Origin of the sequence: Patulibacter brassicae, from assembly GCF_033949425.1 — a bacterium.
Classification (GTDB): domain Bacteria; phylum Actinomycetota; class Thermoleophilia; order Solirubrobacterales; family Solirubrobacteraceae; genus Patulibacter; species Patulibacter brassicae.
This window is the reverse complement of record NZ_JAXAVX010000002.1, coordinates 1-13,917: the sequence shown is the minus strand read 5'-3', so window position 1 is coordinate 13,917 and position 13,917 is coordinate 1. Positions and strand designations below refer to the sequence as shown.

The 13,917-nt window shown below is 76.5% G+C and carries 11 protein-coding genes and 1 tRNA gene; 4 read left to right on the top strand and 8 right to left on the bottom strand.

What is annotated here, in order from left to right; all coding sequences use genetic code 11:
• Window positions 1–33: 33 nt before the first annotated feature.
• Window positions 34–1,353 (bottom strand): hypothetical protein, encoded by a 1,320-nt coding sequence (locus tag SK069_RS05065; protein WP_319953108.1) that lies wholly within the window; start codon window positions 1,351–1,353, stop codon window positions 34–36.
• A 292-nt stretch (window positions 1,354–1,645) separates the two neighbouring features.
• On the bottom strand, window positions 1,646–1,909 hold the full coding sequence (locus tag SK069_RS05060) for a GlsB/YeaQ/YmgE family stress response membrane protein (RefSeq protein ID WP_319953107.1): 264 nt from the start codon (window positions 1,907–1,909) through the stop codon (window positions 1,646–1,648).
• 41 nt (window positions 1,910–1,950) lie between these two features.
• Here SK069_RS05060 and SK069_RS05055 point away from each other — a divergent pair.
• Both SK069_RS05055 and SK069_RS05050 read left to right on the top strand, forming a co-directional pair.
• A tRNA-Thr gene (locus tag SK069_RS05055) sits at window positions 1,951–2,023 on the top strand.
• 145 nt (window positions 2,024–2,168) lie between these two features.
• Window positions 2,169–2,750, top strand: a complete 582-nt coding sequence (locus SK069_RS05050) for a CGNR zinc finger domain-containing protein (protein WP_319953106.1) — start codon at window positions 2,169–2,171, stop codon at window positions 2,748–2,750.
• Between the two features lie 62 nt (window positions 2,751–2,812).
• Here the strand turns inward: SK069_RS05050 and SK069_RS05045 are convergent, their stop codons facing one another.
• Complete coding sequence (locus SK069_RS05045; RefSeq protein WP_319953105.1) at window positions 2,813–3,709, bottom strand: pyridoxamine 5'-phosphate oxidase family protein; 897 nt, start codon at window positions 3,707–3,709, stop codon at window positions 2,813–2,815.
• Window positions 3,710–3,866: 157 nt separating this feature from the next.
• Window positions 3,867–6,845, bottom strand: coding sequence for an amidase (locus SK069_RS05040; RefSeq protein ID WP_319953104.1), 2,979 nt, complete (start codon window positions 6,843–6,845; stop codon window positions 3,867–3,869).
• A 261-nt stretch (window positions 6,846–7,106) separates the two neighbouring features.
• On the opposite strand from SK069_RS05040, the gene SK069_RS05035 reads away from it, so the two are divergent.
• Window positions 7,107–7,634, top strand: a complete 528-nt coding sequence (locus SK069_RS05035) for an HNH endonuclease (protein ID WP_319953103.1) — start codon at window positions 7,107–7,109, stop codon at window positions 7,632–7,634.
• Window positions 7,635–7,683: 49 nt separating this feature from the next.
• Here the strand turns inward: SK069_RS05035 and SK069_RS05030 are convergent, their stop codons facing one another.
• The 4 genes from SK069_RS05030 to SK069_RS05015 form a co-directional block, all read right to left on the bottom strand.
• Complete coding sequence (locus SK069_RS05030) at window positions 7,684–9,237, bottom strand: MFS transporter (protein ID WP_319953102.1); 1,554 nt, start codon at window positions 9,235–9,237, stop codon at window positions 7,684–7,686.
• A gap of 116 nt (window positions 9,238–9,353) precedes the next feature.
• Window positions 9,354–10,340: a hypothetical protein gene (locus SK069_RS05025; RefSeq protein WP_319953101.1), complete on the bottom strand. Its 987-nt coding sequence runs from the start codon at window positions 10,338–10,340 to the stop codon at window positions 9,354–9,356.
• Window positions 10,341–10,515: 175 nt separating this feature from the next.
• Window positions 10,516–12,567: a hypothetical protein gene (locus SK069_RS05020; protein ID WP_319953100.1), complete on the bottom strand. Its 2,052-nt coding sequence runs from the start codon at window positions 12,565–12,567 to the stop codon at window positions 10,516–10,518.
• Entirely contained in the window at window positions 12,564–12,938 is a 375-nt protein-coding gene (locus SK069_RS05015; RefSeq protein ID WP_319953099.1) for a cupin domain-containing protein, read from the bottom strand. Before SK069_RS05015 ends, SK069_RS05020 begins: the two co-directional genes overlap by 4 nt.
• A gap of 206 nt (window positions 12,939–13,144) precedes the next feature.
• On the opposite strand from SK069_RS05015, the gene SK069_RS05010 reads away from it, so the two are divergent.
• Window positions 13,145–13,917, top strand: a 773-nt coding sequence (locus SK069_RS05010; protein WP_319953624.1) for an RNA polymerase sigma factor, incomplete at its 3' end; no start/stop codon positions are given.

The window sequence follows — 13,917 nt, the reverse complement described above, 5'->3', positions numbered from 1 at the left end:
AGCCTAGCGGCGCCGGTCGCCGCCGGAGGACGCTCAGCGGGTCCGGTGGCGCTGGGTCGCGCGGCGGGCGGGGATCCGGGCGGCGACGAACCGCTCGAGCCGGTCGACGGAGGCCGTCCAGATCTCGAGCTCGGGGTAGTCCTCGTGCGGCGCCGTGGCGCGCGCCTGCGCGGGCGCGTCGCGCAGGGCGAGGACCGGGACCGGCGCCAGGCCACCGAGCCGCTGGTCGCGCATCGCGGCGGCGAGCCGGGCGAGGCGCCTCCGGTCCGCGTCGCGGTCGGCGTCGGCCAGCAGGACGAGGAACGCGAGGCGCTGGCGCCGGGCGATGACGAGGGCGCTGTCGCCGGTGGCGGGCTCGGGCAGCACGATCTCGTCGACGATGTCGGCGAGCGGCTGCAGGGCCCGCTCGAGCTGCCAGCGGCGCTCGCGGACCCGCGGCGAGCGCAGGCGTCGCGCGACCCGGTCGACCGGTCCGGCCCCCGGCGCGGGCGTCGTGCTCGCGGTCGGCGGCGCGGCGGGCTCGTCGACGGTCGGCGGCAGGAGCGTCGCGGTGCCCGACACGGCCTCGTCGCCGTCGACGGCGGTGGCCGGGTCGGCGGTCGCGAGGTCGTCGGCGAGGGCGTCGGCGACCGCCGGCTGCTCGCCGGCCGGCAGCAGCAGCGACGGTGGCGCGTCGGGCACCACGATGCCCGGCGGCAGCGGCGGCAGCGCCGTGAAGCGGTCGCCGGACGGTCCCGCGTGCGCGGCGGCGAGACGGTGCGGACGGGAGGGCGCGCGGGCGATCGCGGCCCGGCGACGGGCCGCGCCGGCGCGCCGGCGGCGGACGCCCTGCGCCACGCGCCACCCGCCCGCGGCGATCGCCAGGACGAGGAGCAGCGGCAGGACGACCCGGATGACCGGCTCGAGCGCCGCGGCGAGCGAGCGGCCGACGACGGGATCGAGGAACGCCCCGACGCGGCTGCCCACGACGGTGCTCGTCCGCGCCAGGACACCGCCGCCGACGCGCCGCATCGTCGCGCAGACGCGGACGCCGTCGTGGCCGGCAACCGCGGCGGTCCCCACGAGCGTGAAGGCCCGGCCGGCGGGCAGCCGCGTCCGCGGCCCGATCGCGCTCAGCCGGTGCCAGTCGATGTCGCGCCGACCCGCGCTGCAGCCGGACCCCGGCTCGACCGTCGAGACGCCGATCCGGACGGGGCCGCCCTCGCTCGGGGTACGGCCGGTGACGCGGATCCGCAGGCGCTCCTCGCTGCCCCCGGTCGTGCGTTCCGCGTGGACGGTCAGCGGCGCGGCGCTCGTGGCGGCTCGGGCGGTGGTCGCCCCGCCGGCGAGCACCGCGCCCAGGAGCGCCAGCACGATCGCCAGCAGCGCGCCTGGCCGGGACGCGCGCGAGATGGTCCGAAGGAGGTCCCTGCCCTGCACACCGGAACGGTCGTCGGCACGACCCGCGCAGCGGAGCACCGGATGCGGTGCGCGGACGGATGATGGACGCGCGGGGGGATGCGCGCGCCGAGCGTCCGTCGCGGACCCCCCGCACCCGTCCGGCACGGCGGTCCGTACGGCGCTCCGCAGGCTGGGGCGGGGTCAGGGACGCGGTGCCTGGCGCCGAAGCAGCACGGGGTCGCAGGACCGCGGCCGCGGACGGCGCTCAGCGGCGCGCGCGGCCGCCGAGCGCGCGCAGCACGAGCAGCAGCAGGATCGCGCCGAGGATCGAGATCGCCCACGTCCCGCCGTCGTAGAACGTGCCGATCTCGCCGACGTCGGCGGCCGCCGCGATCGCGCCGCCGATGATCGCCCCGAGGATGCCCACGGCGGTCGTCGCCAGGCACCCCTGGGCCTGGCTCCCGGGGACCACGATCCGGGCCAGGAGCCCCGAGATGAGACCCAGCACGACCCACGCGACGATGCCCATCAGGTCACCGTATCGCGACCCGCGCTACCCTTCCCGTCCTTGCCTCCGTAGCTCAGCTGGTAGAGCACTTCACTCGTAATGAAGGGGTCAGCGGTTCGAGTCCGCTCGGAGGCTCTTCTCGGACGGCCCGCCATCGGCGGGCCGTCCGCGTTCCGGCACCGCTCACCGGAGCCGGCGGCGCAGCTGGGACGCGCCGGACGTCCCCGGTCGCCCACGTCGAGGTCTCGAGGGAGCGAGCCTCAGCCCCTACCATGACGGCGTGGCCGAGCCCTACCAGGGCCCGATCCGCGACGAGCGCCTCGCGATCGAGCTGCACAACACGCGCTACGCTAGGGACGGGACCGGGGTCGACGCGCTCGACGACCCCGTGCAGGCGCGGGCCTGGCTCGCGGCGGTCTCCCGGCGGGGCGCGCTGTCCGAGCTGCCGGCGGGCGCCGGACCGACGCCCGACGCGCTGCGCGGGCTCCGCGCGGCGATCCGGATGCTCGTCGCCGCGACGGTCGCCGCACGGCCGCTCGACCCGGCCGCCGTCGCCGCGGTGAACGCGGCGTGCGCGGCGGCTCCGGGCGTCCCGCGGCTGCGTCTGACCGACGACGGGCCGGCGGTGCGCGAGACGACGTTCGGGGACGCGACGCGGGCGGCGGTCGTGCTGGCGGTGATCGCCGCCGACGCGATCGACCTGCTGGCCGGCCCGCACCGCACGAAGGTGCGGCTGTGTGGCGCGCCGGGCTGCGTGCTGGCGTTCGTCGCCACGCACCCGCGCCGCACGTGGTGCTCGGACGCCTGCGGCAACCGGGCCCGGCAGGCACGCCACGCCCGCCGCGTCCGCGGCGGCGGCTGACCCGCGGGCGACCATCCTCCACGGGGCCCGCACCCGCGGCCGGGCCGCGACGGGCGCCGCCGTCACGGGTTGAACGGGGAGAGCTCCTCGAGGCGCCAGCGCAGCGGGCTGGCCCGTGGGAACCGGGACACGTGCGCGACCGCGACGTCGACGACGCGCCGGGCACCCGGGAGCGTCGCCGCGCGCTCGCGCGACCAGTCGATGGTCGCGTTCCCGCGAAGCTCGAGCACGTCGCCCGTCGCCCAGTCGACGAACAGCAGCGCCACGCGCGGGTCCACCTCGAGGTTGCCGAGGGTCATGAACATCGAGTTGCCGGCGTAGTCGGGGAAGGCGAGCGTCCCGTCCCGCCCGACCGTCACGAACCCCGGCGCGCCGCCGCGGTGCGACGCGTCCACGTGTCCGTCGCCGTCGGTCGAGGCGATGAAGAACGCGTCGGCGGCCTCGATCAGCGCCCGATCTCCCGCCCCGAGGACCGGGGCGTCCTCCCGGCGGTCGAGCGTCGGGGCGGCGAGCGCCGTCGGCTCGCGCACGGCGATGTACTTCGGGCAGTTCGCGAAGACCTGCTCCGTGGTGACGACGATCCGGTCGCCCTCGCGCGACGCCGTGCCGTTGATCCGCACGCGCCGCCGCGTCGCGGGCTCGATCGCCAGCAGCCCGATCGGGGTCGCGGCGCGCTCGAGCGCCGCGACCAGCGGATCGGCCGACGCCGGGATCCGGTCGATCACGAGCGTTCGCGGACCGGTCACCCGCACGAAGCCCGGCGCGCCGCTCAGGAGCGACGCGTCGGGGTGGCCGCCGGCGTCCGTCGACGCGACGACGACGAAGGCCTGCGCGGCGAGGTACGCCGCTGCCGCGGCGGGGATCTCGTCCTGCACGCTCCGCGCGACGCGCGCGGCGATCTCGGCCTCGCCGGCTCGCCGCTGGACCGCGAGCTCCCCGCGGTGGAACGACGCGGTCATCCCCGTCGGTCCGGCGCCGCCGTCGGCACACCGGCATCGCCCGTCGCGTGGATCCGCAGCCGCGTCATGCCGCGGAACCTAGACGGCGCGCGCTAACGCGTCAATCCATTTCCACCCGTTAGGACCGCGGCGCGCCGTGCGCCGCGGCCCCGTTCGGTCAGCGCCTCGTGCCGCGCACGGCCACGCTGCCGGGCTGCCGGCTCGTCGTGCCGCCGGTCCCGCGCAGGGACACCTGCAGGCGCACCGTGGCGCCGCGGGCCAGGCGCCGGGCGAGCGAGCCCTTCGCCGTCACCCGCAGGGCCCGCGTCCGGCCGGCCTTCACCGTCAGCGTGCGGCGCAGGACGACCGTCCGCCCGTACGTCGCGGTGACGCGCACCCGGCAGGAGCTCGGGGCCCCCGGCGCGCAGCGGATCGGGAACGCGATCCGCCCCGTCCGGGTCGCCCGGATCGTGCGGGTCGTCAGGCGCACCTCGCGCTTGACCGTCGCGGCGGGCTTCGCCGGGGCCGCGGGCGTCGCGGGCACCGGCGGGTTCAGCGCGCCCGGATCGACGTTCGTCGACGGGAGCGGCGCCGGGGCCGCGGTCTCCGGGGCGGGGGCCGGCTCGATGACGATCGGCTGCGGCGTCACGCCGGGCTCGTACTTCAGCGGCGGCAGCTGCGTGGGCTCGACGTGGCCGCGCAGCCGCTGCTCGATCGCGTAGGCGAAGCCGAGGAGCTTCGCGTCGTCCCACGCCCGTCCCTGGATCTGCAGGGAGACCGGGTGGCCGTGGTCGTTCTCCCCGACCGGGACGATGACCTCGGGCGCGCCGGAGTTCGACGCGGGCGCGGTGGCGAAGGCGCCGCCGAGCTGGAGCGAGTCGTTGTCGTGGAAGTCCGACGTGTTGTTCGGGTAGATCACCGCGGCGACGTCGGCGTCGTCCATCCACTGGGCGATCCGGCGCTTGTACTCCAGCCGTCGCTCGCGGTGCGCGGCCAGCTGCTCGGGCGTCATCCGGCCGGTCGCCGTCGTCGGGCTCGAGGAGCGGTTGTAGGGGAGCTTCTTCGGCGAGTCCTGGATCTCGGCCGCCGTCTTGTACGGCGACTCCGGGTGCGCCTCGATCCAGCGGGCCCAGCCCTCGGTGCCCGTCGAGGTCCCCGGCGTGGAGACGTTCGGCGGCGCGCCCGGCGCATCGGAGACGGGCACGAGCGTCGCGCCCATCGCGACGAGCTCCTGGAGTGCCGCGTCGGCGACGTCGAGCGTCCCGGTGGTGCCGTAGGAGGTCGAGGAGAACGTGGCCGGGACGTAGCCGATCCGCTTGCCGCGCAGGCTGTCGGCGTCCAGGAACGTCCGCCAGTCCGCGGGTCGACGCCGGTCGGCGTCGGCGGCGACGGAGACCTCGTCGTCGGGGTCGGTCCCGGTCGTGACGTTCAGCACCGTCGCGAGGTCGCTGACCGAGCGCGCCATCGGGCCGGCGTAGTCCTGCAGGAAGTTCAGCGGCATGACGCCCGAGCCGGAGCTCATGCCGTCCGTGCCGCGCAGCGCCACGAGCGAGCTCGCGCCGGACGGGGCGTTCAGCGAGACGCCGGTCTGGCTGCCCATCGCGAACGCGGCGAAGCTCGCCGCCACCGCCACGCCGGAGCCGCCCGAGGAGCCCTGCGAGGTCTTCGACGGCTGGATCGCGTTCCAGACCTGGCCCCACGGGCTCTCGGAGTGCCGGCCCGAGTTCGCGTACTCGGACATGTTCGCCTTGCCGAGGATGACCGCGCCCGCCTCGCGCATCCGCGCGACCTGGAAGGCGTCCTTCGTCGGGCGGAAGCCCTCGAAGACGAGCGAGCCGTTCGTCGTCGGCATGTCCTTCGTGTCGTAGAGGTCCTTCACGGCGACCGGGATGCCGAGCAGGTCGGTGTCCTTCCCGCGGGCGCGGGCGACGTCGGCGGCCTTCGCCTGGTCCATCGCGTCCTCGGCGACGTGGATGAAGCTGTGCAGCCCCATCTGCCCGGTGTCGTAGGCGGCGATCCGGTCGAGGTACGCGCGGGTGATCTCCTGCGAGGTCGTGCGGCCCGCGCGCATGTCGGCCTGCATCTCGGTGATCGTCTTGCCGACGACGTCGTAGGGCGAGCTCGTCGTGGGGACCTTCGGGACCGGGCCCTTCTCGGGCTGCGGGGGCTGGACCGTCGCGCAGGTGGCCGGCAGCGACGCGTCGATCGCGGCGAGATCCCAGTTCACGAGGGTGCAGCGCATCGCGGTGCTGATGCCCGAGAGGTCCGGCGCGGCGGCCAGCGCGGCGGCGCGCGAGGTCACCGCCTGGATCTGCGCGCCCGCGGTCGCGGCGCTGTCGCGCAGGCCGATGACCGCGAAGTGCGCGAGCGACCGGGTCTGCCCGGGCGCCAGCGTGATCCGGCGCAGGTAGCCGTGGAAGTTCGACTCGTGCCCGGCCGCCGGCAGCGCGTTGGCGAACGGGTTGCGCAGCTGGTTGCCCATCCGCAGCAGCCCGCTCGGGGTGCCGATGACCGTGGCGGAGGTGCCGTTCTGCGTCGGGCCCGAGGTCGGCGTGGCGGCCGCGGCCGTCGGCGTGCCGACCGCGACCCACGAGTCGGCCGCGGTGATCGCGGCGTCGCCGCTCGACGTCGTGAGGACCTTCGCGCTCGTCGCCTGGAAGGTGCTCGAGGTGTCGCTCGCCTGGCCGAGGATGCCGCCGAAGGAGACCTCGATGGTCACCGGAGCGTCCGTGCGGTTCGTGAACGAGTCGACCCAGCGGGCCCAGTTCTCCGCGCCGTTGATCCGCAGGTTGCGGCTCACGTCCACGCCCGCGACGTGCAGCGGCGTCGTCGTGCGGAACTCGTCGATGCCGTCGAAGGTCAGGCCGAACCCGCGGAGGAGCTCGCCGTCGAGCCGGTCGCGCCGCGTGCCCGAGACGTTCATTCGCAGGCCGCCGTAGCCGAGCAGCGAGTTCTGGTTCGTCGAGCGGATCGAACCGGTGTCGACCCCCGGCATCGCGGCGTCGTTCACCGCCCACGACTCGCCGTTGGCGGAGGAGACGTAGTTGATCGCCGAGGCGGACGGCGCGCCGACGAGCGCGGCGGCAGCGGCAGCGAGGCCGACCGACGCCGTGCGGACGGCGCGGGGTCGCCCGCGGGAGGCGGATGAGCGAGGCATGGGACTCCGTCGATTCGGGCGCTGCCGGGCACCGAGCGCGCCGGCGGGCGCGGAGGGTCCTGGCGCCGAGCGGCGCATGTGGCGCCGTCCCGCCAGGGTGCGACCCATGCTGGCAGCGATCCGGACGCGGCCGTCCGCCGGTGTGGCGCGTACGCACCCGTTCGAGTGTGCCGATCGGACGATCGACATCGAACGATCGATCCTCTACTCGCGCGCAACCCGTCGTGCACGACGTCGGGCGCCGGCCCTAGCGTCGCGCCGATGCTGCGCGAGGCCCGGAGCGCCCGATTCGATCGCCGCACGACCCTGCTCGGTCGCCGGTACGGCCTCGTGCACGGCCACGAGCGGGCGACGGTCACGTGGAGCGGCCGGGCGTTCCGGCGGCTCCAGGTCGCGCAGCGCGACCGCCCGGTGGCGCTCCTGCGCGACGACCTGCGGACCTGGTGGGCGTTCGAGGACCGCGTCTGGTGGGAGGACGAGGACCTCGCCGCCGACGACGTGCTGGCGCTCGTGCGCGAGCGGGAGCGGCGCAGCCGGCGACGCCTGGACCGCGCCCGCGCGGCGCTCGCCCAGGGGGACGGTCCCGCGCCCGGGGAGCGCCGGCCGATCCCGCGGGAGGTCCGCCGCGCGGTCTGGGAGCGCGACGGCGGGGCGTGCGTCGCCTGCGGCGCGACGTTCGACCTGCAGTACGACCACGTCATCCCCGTCGCGCTCGGCGGCGCGGACACGGCCGCGAACCTCCAGGTGCTCTGCGCCCCGTGCAACCAGGCGAAGGGCGCCGCGCTCTGAGCGGCGGGCCGGGCGCCGCCACCGCCGAGCGCGCCTCCCGAAGGACGGATCAGTCCGCGGCGGGCGGCGCCGGCGCGCCCTGCGACACGACGAAGTCCTGTCGCCGGATGAGCAGCGCCGCGCCGGCGGCGCCGACGAGCGCCACGATCGCCGTGATGAGGAACAGGGTGTTGAGCCCGCTGACGAACGTCGCGTCGGCGAGGTCCCGCAGCCGCTCCAGCTGCTCGGCCGAGAGGCTCGGGATCGCCTGCAGCGCCCGGTCGGTCTGCCCCGCGGTCACCGCGGCGGCGAGCTGGTCGATCCGCTCCGGGTCGCCCGCCGCTCCCGGCGCGCCGGCCGCCGCGGCCGCGAGCTCGTCGTGCACGTGGTGCTGGAAGACCGCGCCGAGCGCCGCGACGCCGGACGCGATCCCCACCTGGCGGAACGTCGAGTTGATGCCCGACGCCATGCCGCTGCGCCGCGGCTCGACGACCCCGATCGCGGTCGACGCGAGCGGCGGGTTCACGAGCCCCGAGCCGATGCCCGCCACGACGAAGCCGACCACGAGCACCGTCCAGCCCGACGTCGGCTCGACGCCCCGCATGAGCAGCAGCCCGACGCCGACGAGCAGCAGGCCGGCGCCCAGGAGCGCGCGGACCGGGACGATCGCCGACAGGCGCCCCGCGATCGGCCCGACGAGGAGCATGAGCCCGGTGATCGGCAGGAAGCGCAGCCCCGCCTCGAGCGGCCCGTAGTCCAGCACGCCCTGCAGGTAGAGCGTGAGGTACAGGAAGATCGAGAAGAGCGACGCCGACATGCAGAAGGCGACCATCGAGGCGCCGACGAACGTCGGCTTGCGCAGCAGCCGCAGGTCGAACAGCGGATGCTCGCGGCGCAGCTCGACGAGGACGAACAGCACGAGCAGGACGACCGAGCCCGCGAGGCAGCCGACGATCTGGGTCGACCCCCACCCCTCGGCGTTCCCGCGCACGAGCCCGAAGATCCCGAGGAACAGCGCGACGCTGAAGAGCACCGCGCCGATCCAGTCGATCCCCGCAGGGTGCGGGTCGCGCGACTCGCTGACCTTCGTGAGCGTCAGGAACCCGGCGATCGCACCGATCGGCAGGTTCACGAAGAAGATCCACTCCCAGCCGAGGCCGTCGGTCAGCAGCCCGCCCAGCAGCGGCCCGACCGCGACGGCCGCACCGGTCACCGCCCCCATGACGCCGAACGCGATCCCGCGGTCGGGTCCGTGGAAGGCCTGGGCGATGAGCGCCAGCGACGTGGCGAACATCATGCCGCCGCCGATCCCCTGGACCCCGCGCAGGAGGTTCAGCACGAGCGGCGTCCCGGCCAGGCCGCAGCCCAGCGACGCGAGGCAGAAGACGACGAGCCCGCCGACGAACACCCGTCGGCGCCCCACGAGGTCGGCGAGCGATCCGGCGACGAGGAGGCTCGCGGCGAGCATGAGCGAGTAGGCGTTGACGACCCACTCGAGGTCCGAGAACGACGACTCGAGGTCCCGCCCGATGTCCGGCAGGGCGACGTTCACGATCGTGACGTCGATGAGGAGCATGAAGACGCCCATCGCGATCGCGATCAGCGTCCACCAGCGGCGTTCCATGGGGACCTCCGGGACGGGTGCGCGGCGCCGCGCCCGGCGCCGCAGCGCAGCCTACGGCCCGCCGGCGCGGCGCCGGGCGCACTCGGCGCGTCGCCGCTCGGGGCGCCGCGGACCGCTCAGCGCACGACGGTGCGGCGGGTCGCGCTCGACCGGCGACCGGCACTGTCGCGCACGGCGACCGTCGTCACGAGCCGCTTCGCGCGGCGCACGCGCGCGAGCTGGGCAGCGGTCAGGCGCACGGCGACCGTCCGCCGCGCGCCCGGCGGGAGGTCCCGGACGACGGGCAGGCTCCGCAGCCGCGCGCTGCCGGCGCGCAGGCGCCCCTCGACCCAGCAGCTGCCGATCGCGGTCGTCGGGCACCCCACCGTCGCCCGCACCCGCCGGCCGGACACCCGGACCGCCGGGCGGCTCGCGCGCAGCGCGGCGGGCGCGGCCTCGGGACCGAGGGCGACGATCCGCGCCGGCGCGACGCGGATCGCGGCGCGGCTGGAGGTCGGCAGGTCGACGCGGGCGCGCGCGACCGTCCGGTACCGGCCCCCGAGCGCCAGCCCGTCGGCGGGCAGCACGACCGGGCCGACGGTCTGCCGCGTCCCGTCGAGCGGCAGCGACCGCGCGGCGACGGTCGCGACCGGCTTGCCGCTGTCGCGACCGTCGATGCCGACGGGGACGATGTCGAGCGTCGTCGACGCCCGCGCGCCGCCGCGTCCCTCGCCGCGCCGGTCGTAGCTCACCCGGAGGGTCGAGGGCACCCGTCCGGACGCGCCGTCGTAGACGAAGGGCTCCGACCGGACCTCGATCGTCCCTCCGCCGACGCCGAGCACCGGGCCGGAGACGTCCATGCCCACGAGGTCGGACGAGCCCGCGACCGGGTTCGCCGGGCTGCCGGACGAGCACAGCAGGACGCACGCGTCCGGGGCGAAGGTGCCCGTCATGAGCGGCGCCCCGAGGTACAGCGTGTCGCCCGTCGTCGCCCGGACGTCCGCGCGGTCCGCGGCCGCGGGGCTCACGCCGATCCCGAGGACCGCCGCGGTGGTGGCGATCCCGGCGATCGCGCTCGTCGTCCTGTGCTGCACGTTGGCCGTCCCCTCGCTGCTGGCTCTCACGGTCCGGGCGCCAGGCTAACGCGCCGTCCCCCGGACGGCGGCGGCTGCGACGCCGTCCGTCCACCCACGGCCGGCCCGGGCTCCACCGAACGTCGACCGCCTCCCCCGGGCGCACCGTGGGCACGGGCCGCCGACGCGGGGCCGGCCGCTCGGCGTCGCGCGGCCCGCGCCGCCGTCAGGCGCAGGCGGCGCGTCCGGCGCGGGGGCTCGTCGTCGTCGGCACGAGCCGCACCGCGATCGTGCGCGAGCGCGCCTTCGGCGCCGGGAACGAGAGGAGCACGACCTTGCGGGTCTGCGGCGACGTCGGCCCGCCGCGGACGCTCGCGAGGCGCACGCGGGCGCCCGGCGGCAGCCGGCAGAGCGCCGCGCGGTAGCCGCCGACGGCCGAGGAGAGCAGCATGGAGCGCGCGCCGGCCAGCCGCGTCCAGCGCCCGCCGAGCGTCCCGCCCCCGCCGCCCGTGCGGACCAGGCGGGCGCTGCCCGCGCCCCACAGCGGCAGGCGGACCGTCGCCGTGGCGTCCGCGGCGGCGCGGACCGTCCGCGTCACGAGGATCGAGTTGCGGGCGAAGCTCGTCGTCACGGTCGCGCGAGCGCCGTCGGTCGCGACCGTCGCGCGCGCGACGAGGTCGCGCGTGAACGTCCCGCGCAGGTCGACCTTCCCGGCGTGGCGCACCGACAGGCGCGTCGTCCCGCGGCGCGCCGCCACGAGCCCCGGTTGCGTGTCCAGCAGCAGCCGACCGCCGCGCACGACGTCGAGCCCGAACGCGGCGCGGCCGCTGCCGCCGAGGCCCGCCACGGGGTCGCCGTCGCCCGACAGCAGGCGCGCCAGCTCGACGCCGCCGTAGTCGTCGGTCGGGTGGCGGAGCAGGATCGCCGTCGAGTACGCCGGCGAGGAGACCGCCAGGCGGGGGACGTCCGGGTCGTAGGCGAACCACGGCCGCGGCGTGCTCACCGCGCCCGAGCCCGCACGCTCCTGCGCGAGCCGCGCGGCGTGCGCCGCCATCCGGGACGCGGTCAAGACGGGGTCCTGGACCGGCGCGCCGTCGCGTCCGCGCACGCCCCAGAGCTGGCTGGGCAGGCGACCGCCGTTCTGCGCGGCGAGGTGCTCGTAGGTGTCCAGGCCGCGGTCCGCGACGTACGTGGCGAGCTGGCGCTGCCGCGGCACGGCGGCGAGCCGGCCGGCGGTGAGGAGCGTCTCCAGGCCCTGCTGCGCGAAGCCCCAGTACCGCGCGAGGTGCCACCGGCGGGTGCCGAGGCTCGTGTCCCAGTTGAGGTAGCCGGCGTGGGTCCAGTCGCCGAAGAGCGCGCGCTGGGACCACTGGCGCAGGGTCGCCTCCTCGGCGGCGGGCAGCCGCTCCATCCCCTGCTCGACCGCCCAGTCGTAGTGCTGCAGCCCCGAGACGACGAGGCTCTCGTACTCCGGCGAGGAGAGCAGCGCCGCGCCGCGCGCCGCGGACGCGCGCGGGGCGTAGATGAGCCCCATGCCCTCGTTGAGGTACGAGGTACGCCCGGCCTGCAGCGGGCTGCGCGCACCGCGGGCGAAGCGCTGGAGCTGCAGCCGGTAGTCGGCCAGGAACGAGGCGTTGCCGGTGACGCGCGCCGCGAACGCGTCGAGGTCCGCGTGCCAGTTGAACTGCGTCAGCAGCATCGCCGGGTAGCGGAAGAAGCTCGAGGCGGCGACCGCCGAGAGCACCTCGGGGATCCGGCGCCGCAGGTCCTCCGGCAGGCCGACGATGTCGCGGGCCTCCCACGCGGCGACGAGCGCCTCGGCGATCTGCGGGTCGATCGCGACGTGCTGGCCGCCGACGCGCTGCGTCGAGGCGGTCCACCCGGGGACGTGGCCCTGCCCGGGCGGCTGCGGGTACGGCGGCTCGAGGTAGGCCGGGAACGACGTCAGCGCCCGTGCGAGCGCGATCACGCGGTCGTCCCGGCGGCTCGGGCCCCGGTGCCCGGCGCTCGCCGCGAGCGCGTGGGTCATGAGCATGTTCGCGTCGAGCCGGGCGTCGTCGAGGCTCTGCACCGGCAGGTAGACCCCGTGCGCGGCGTCCCACGTCGGCTCGACGTCGGCCTGGCGGCGGTCGACGAACGCCCAGTAGTCGGCGGTCGTCCGGACGGCGGCTGACGCGGACGACGCACCGGCCGCCGCGCCGGTGCCCGCGAGCGCGCCGACCGCGAGACCCGCCGCGAGCCGCCGACGGACCCGGGCGGCGCGGGGTCGCCCCGTCACGCGGCGGCGTCCTCGAGCAGCTCGGTGTCGGCGTCGGCGTAGGGCGGCGCGCAGCAGCAGAGGATCGCCAGCTCCTCGTCGCCGGTGTTCGTGAGCTTGTGGGCGGCACCGGGCGGGATGACGACGCAGTCGCCGACCCGGACGTCGCGCTCCTCGTCCTCGATCCGCATCCGCCCGCGACCGTGGGTGACGTAGTACAGCTCCTCCGTCACGTGGTGGCGGTGGGCGGTGGTGGCGCCGCCGACGGGGATCGTGGCCTCGGCGAGGGACTGGTTCGCCGTCGGCAGCGAGACCGGGCCCGCGAGCTCGCGGATCGTCGAGCCGTCGAGCGTCGTGAACGGCTCGGCGTCGGCGTGGTTGCCCAGGTGCATGCGGGCGAAGCTAGCAGCGGTCGACGAAGTCCCGCGGCGCCTCCTCGGTGCGCGATCATGCGCGTGGGACGATGTCGTGCGCAGGTCGGTCCTGACCTTCCGGCCCCTCGCGCGTCGTCCTCTCGTGGGAGACGACCACGCACCCGATGCCCCCCTCCGTTCCGCTCCGCGCCCGACGGCGACCCTCATCGACCTCCGTGACGTCGATGGCGGCCCGTGTCGATGCGGAGGCCTTCGCGCGGATCTACGCGGAGCACCACGATGCGCTCTCCCGGTACTGCCGCTCGATCGTCCGGGACGAGGAGGACGCGCGGGACGCGCTGCAGAGCGCGATGACGAAGGCCTTCGCGGCGCTCCAGGAGGAGCGGCGGAGCTTCGAGCTGCGGCCATGGCTCTTCCGGATCGTGCACAACGAGGCGCTGAGCCTCGTGCGACGACGGCGGCCGACGACGGACCTCGACGCGGCCTACGACGTGGGGCGGGACGACCTGGAGCGCACGGTCGAGACGCGCGAGCGCCTCGCGCACCTGCGCGGGGACCTCGCCGCGCTGCCGGAGCGCCAGCGCTCGGCGCTGCTGCTGCGCGAGCTCGTCGGCCTGTCCCTGCCGGAGATCGCGCAGGTGCTCGACGTGGGTGAGCGCGGCGTGAAGCAGACGATCTACGAGGCGCGCCGTGCCCTGCTGGAGTGCGACGAGGGCCGCGCGCTGGCGTGCGAGGAGGCGCAGCAGGCGCTCTCGGACGGCGACGGGCGCACGCGCCGCGGTCGCCGGCTGCGCGCGCACGTGCGCTCCTGCGACGCGTGCCGCCGGTTCGAGCAGGCCCTGCTCGCCCGTCCCGCGCAGCTGCAGGCGCTCGCGCCGCCGCTGCCCCTGGCGGCGGCCGGTGGGCTCCTCGCCGCCGTCACCGGGGGCTCCGCGGCCGCCGTCGGCGGCGCGACGGCGGGCGGCAGCGCGGCCATCGCGGGCGGCGGCGCGGCGGT

What these genes read in the sequence shown, in the direction of transcription:
- SK069_RS05060 (WP_319953107.1), bottom strand. Translation starts at nt 1,909, where the DNA reads ATGGGCATCGTCGCGTGGGTCGTGCTGGGTCTCATCTCGGGGCTCCTG.
- SK069_RS05045 (WP_319953105.1), bottom strand. Translation starts at nt 3,709, where the DNA reads ATGACCGCGTCGTTCCACCGCGGGGAGCTCGCGGTCCAGCGGCGAGCC.
- SK069_RS05040 (WP_319953104.1), bottom strand. Translation starts at nt 6,845, where the DNA reads ATGCCTCGCTCATCCGCCTCCCGCGGGCGACCCCGCGCCGTCCGCACG.
- SK069_RS05035 (WP_319953103.1), top strand. Translation starts at nt 7,107, where the DNA reads ATGCTGCGCGAGGCCCGGAGCGCCCGATTCGATCGCCGCACGACCCTG.
- SK069_RS05030 (WP_319953102.1), bottom strand. Translation starts at nt 9,237, where the DNA reads ATGGAACGCCGCTGGTGGACGCTGATCGCGATCGCGATGGGCGTCTTC.
- SK069_RS05015 (WP_319953099.1), bottom strand. Translation starts at nt 12,938, where the DNA reads ATGCACCTGGGCAACCACGCCGACGCCGAGCCGTTCACGACGCTCGAC.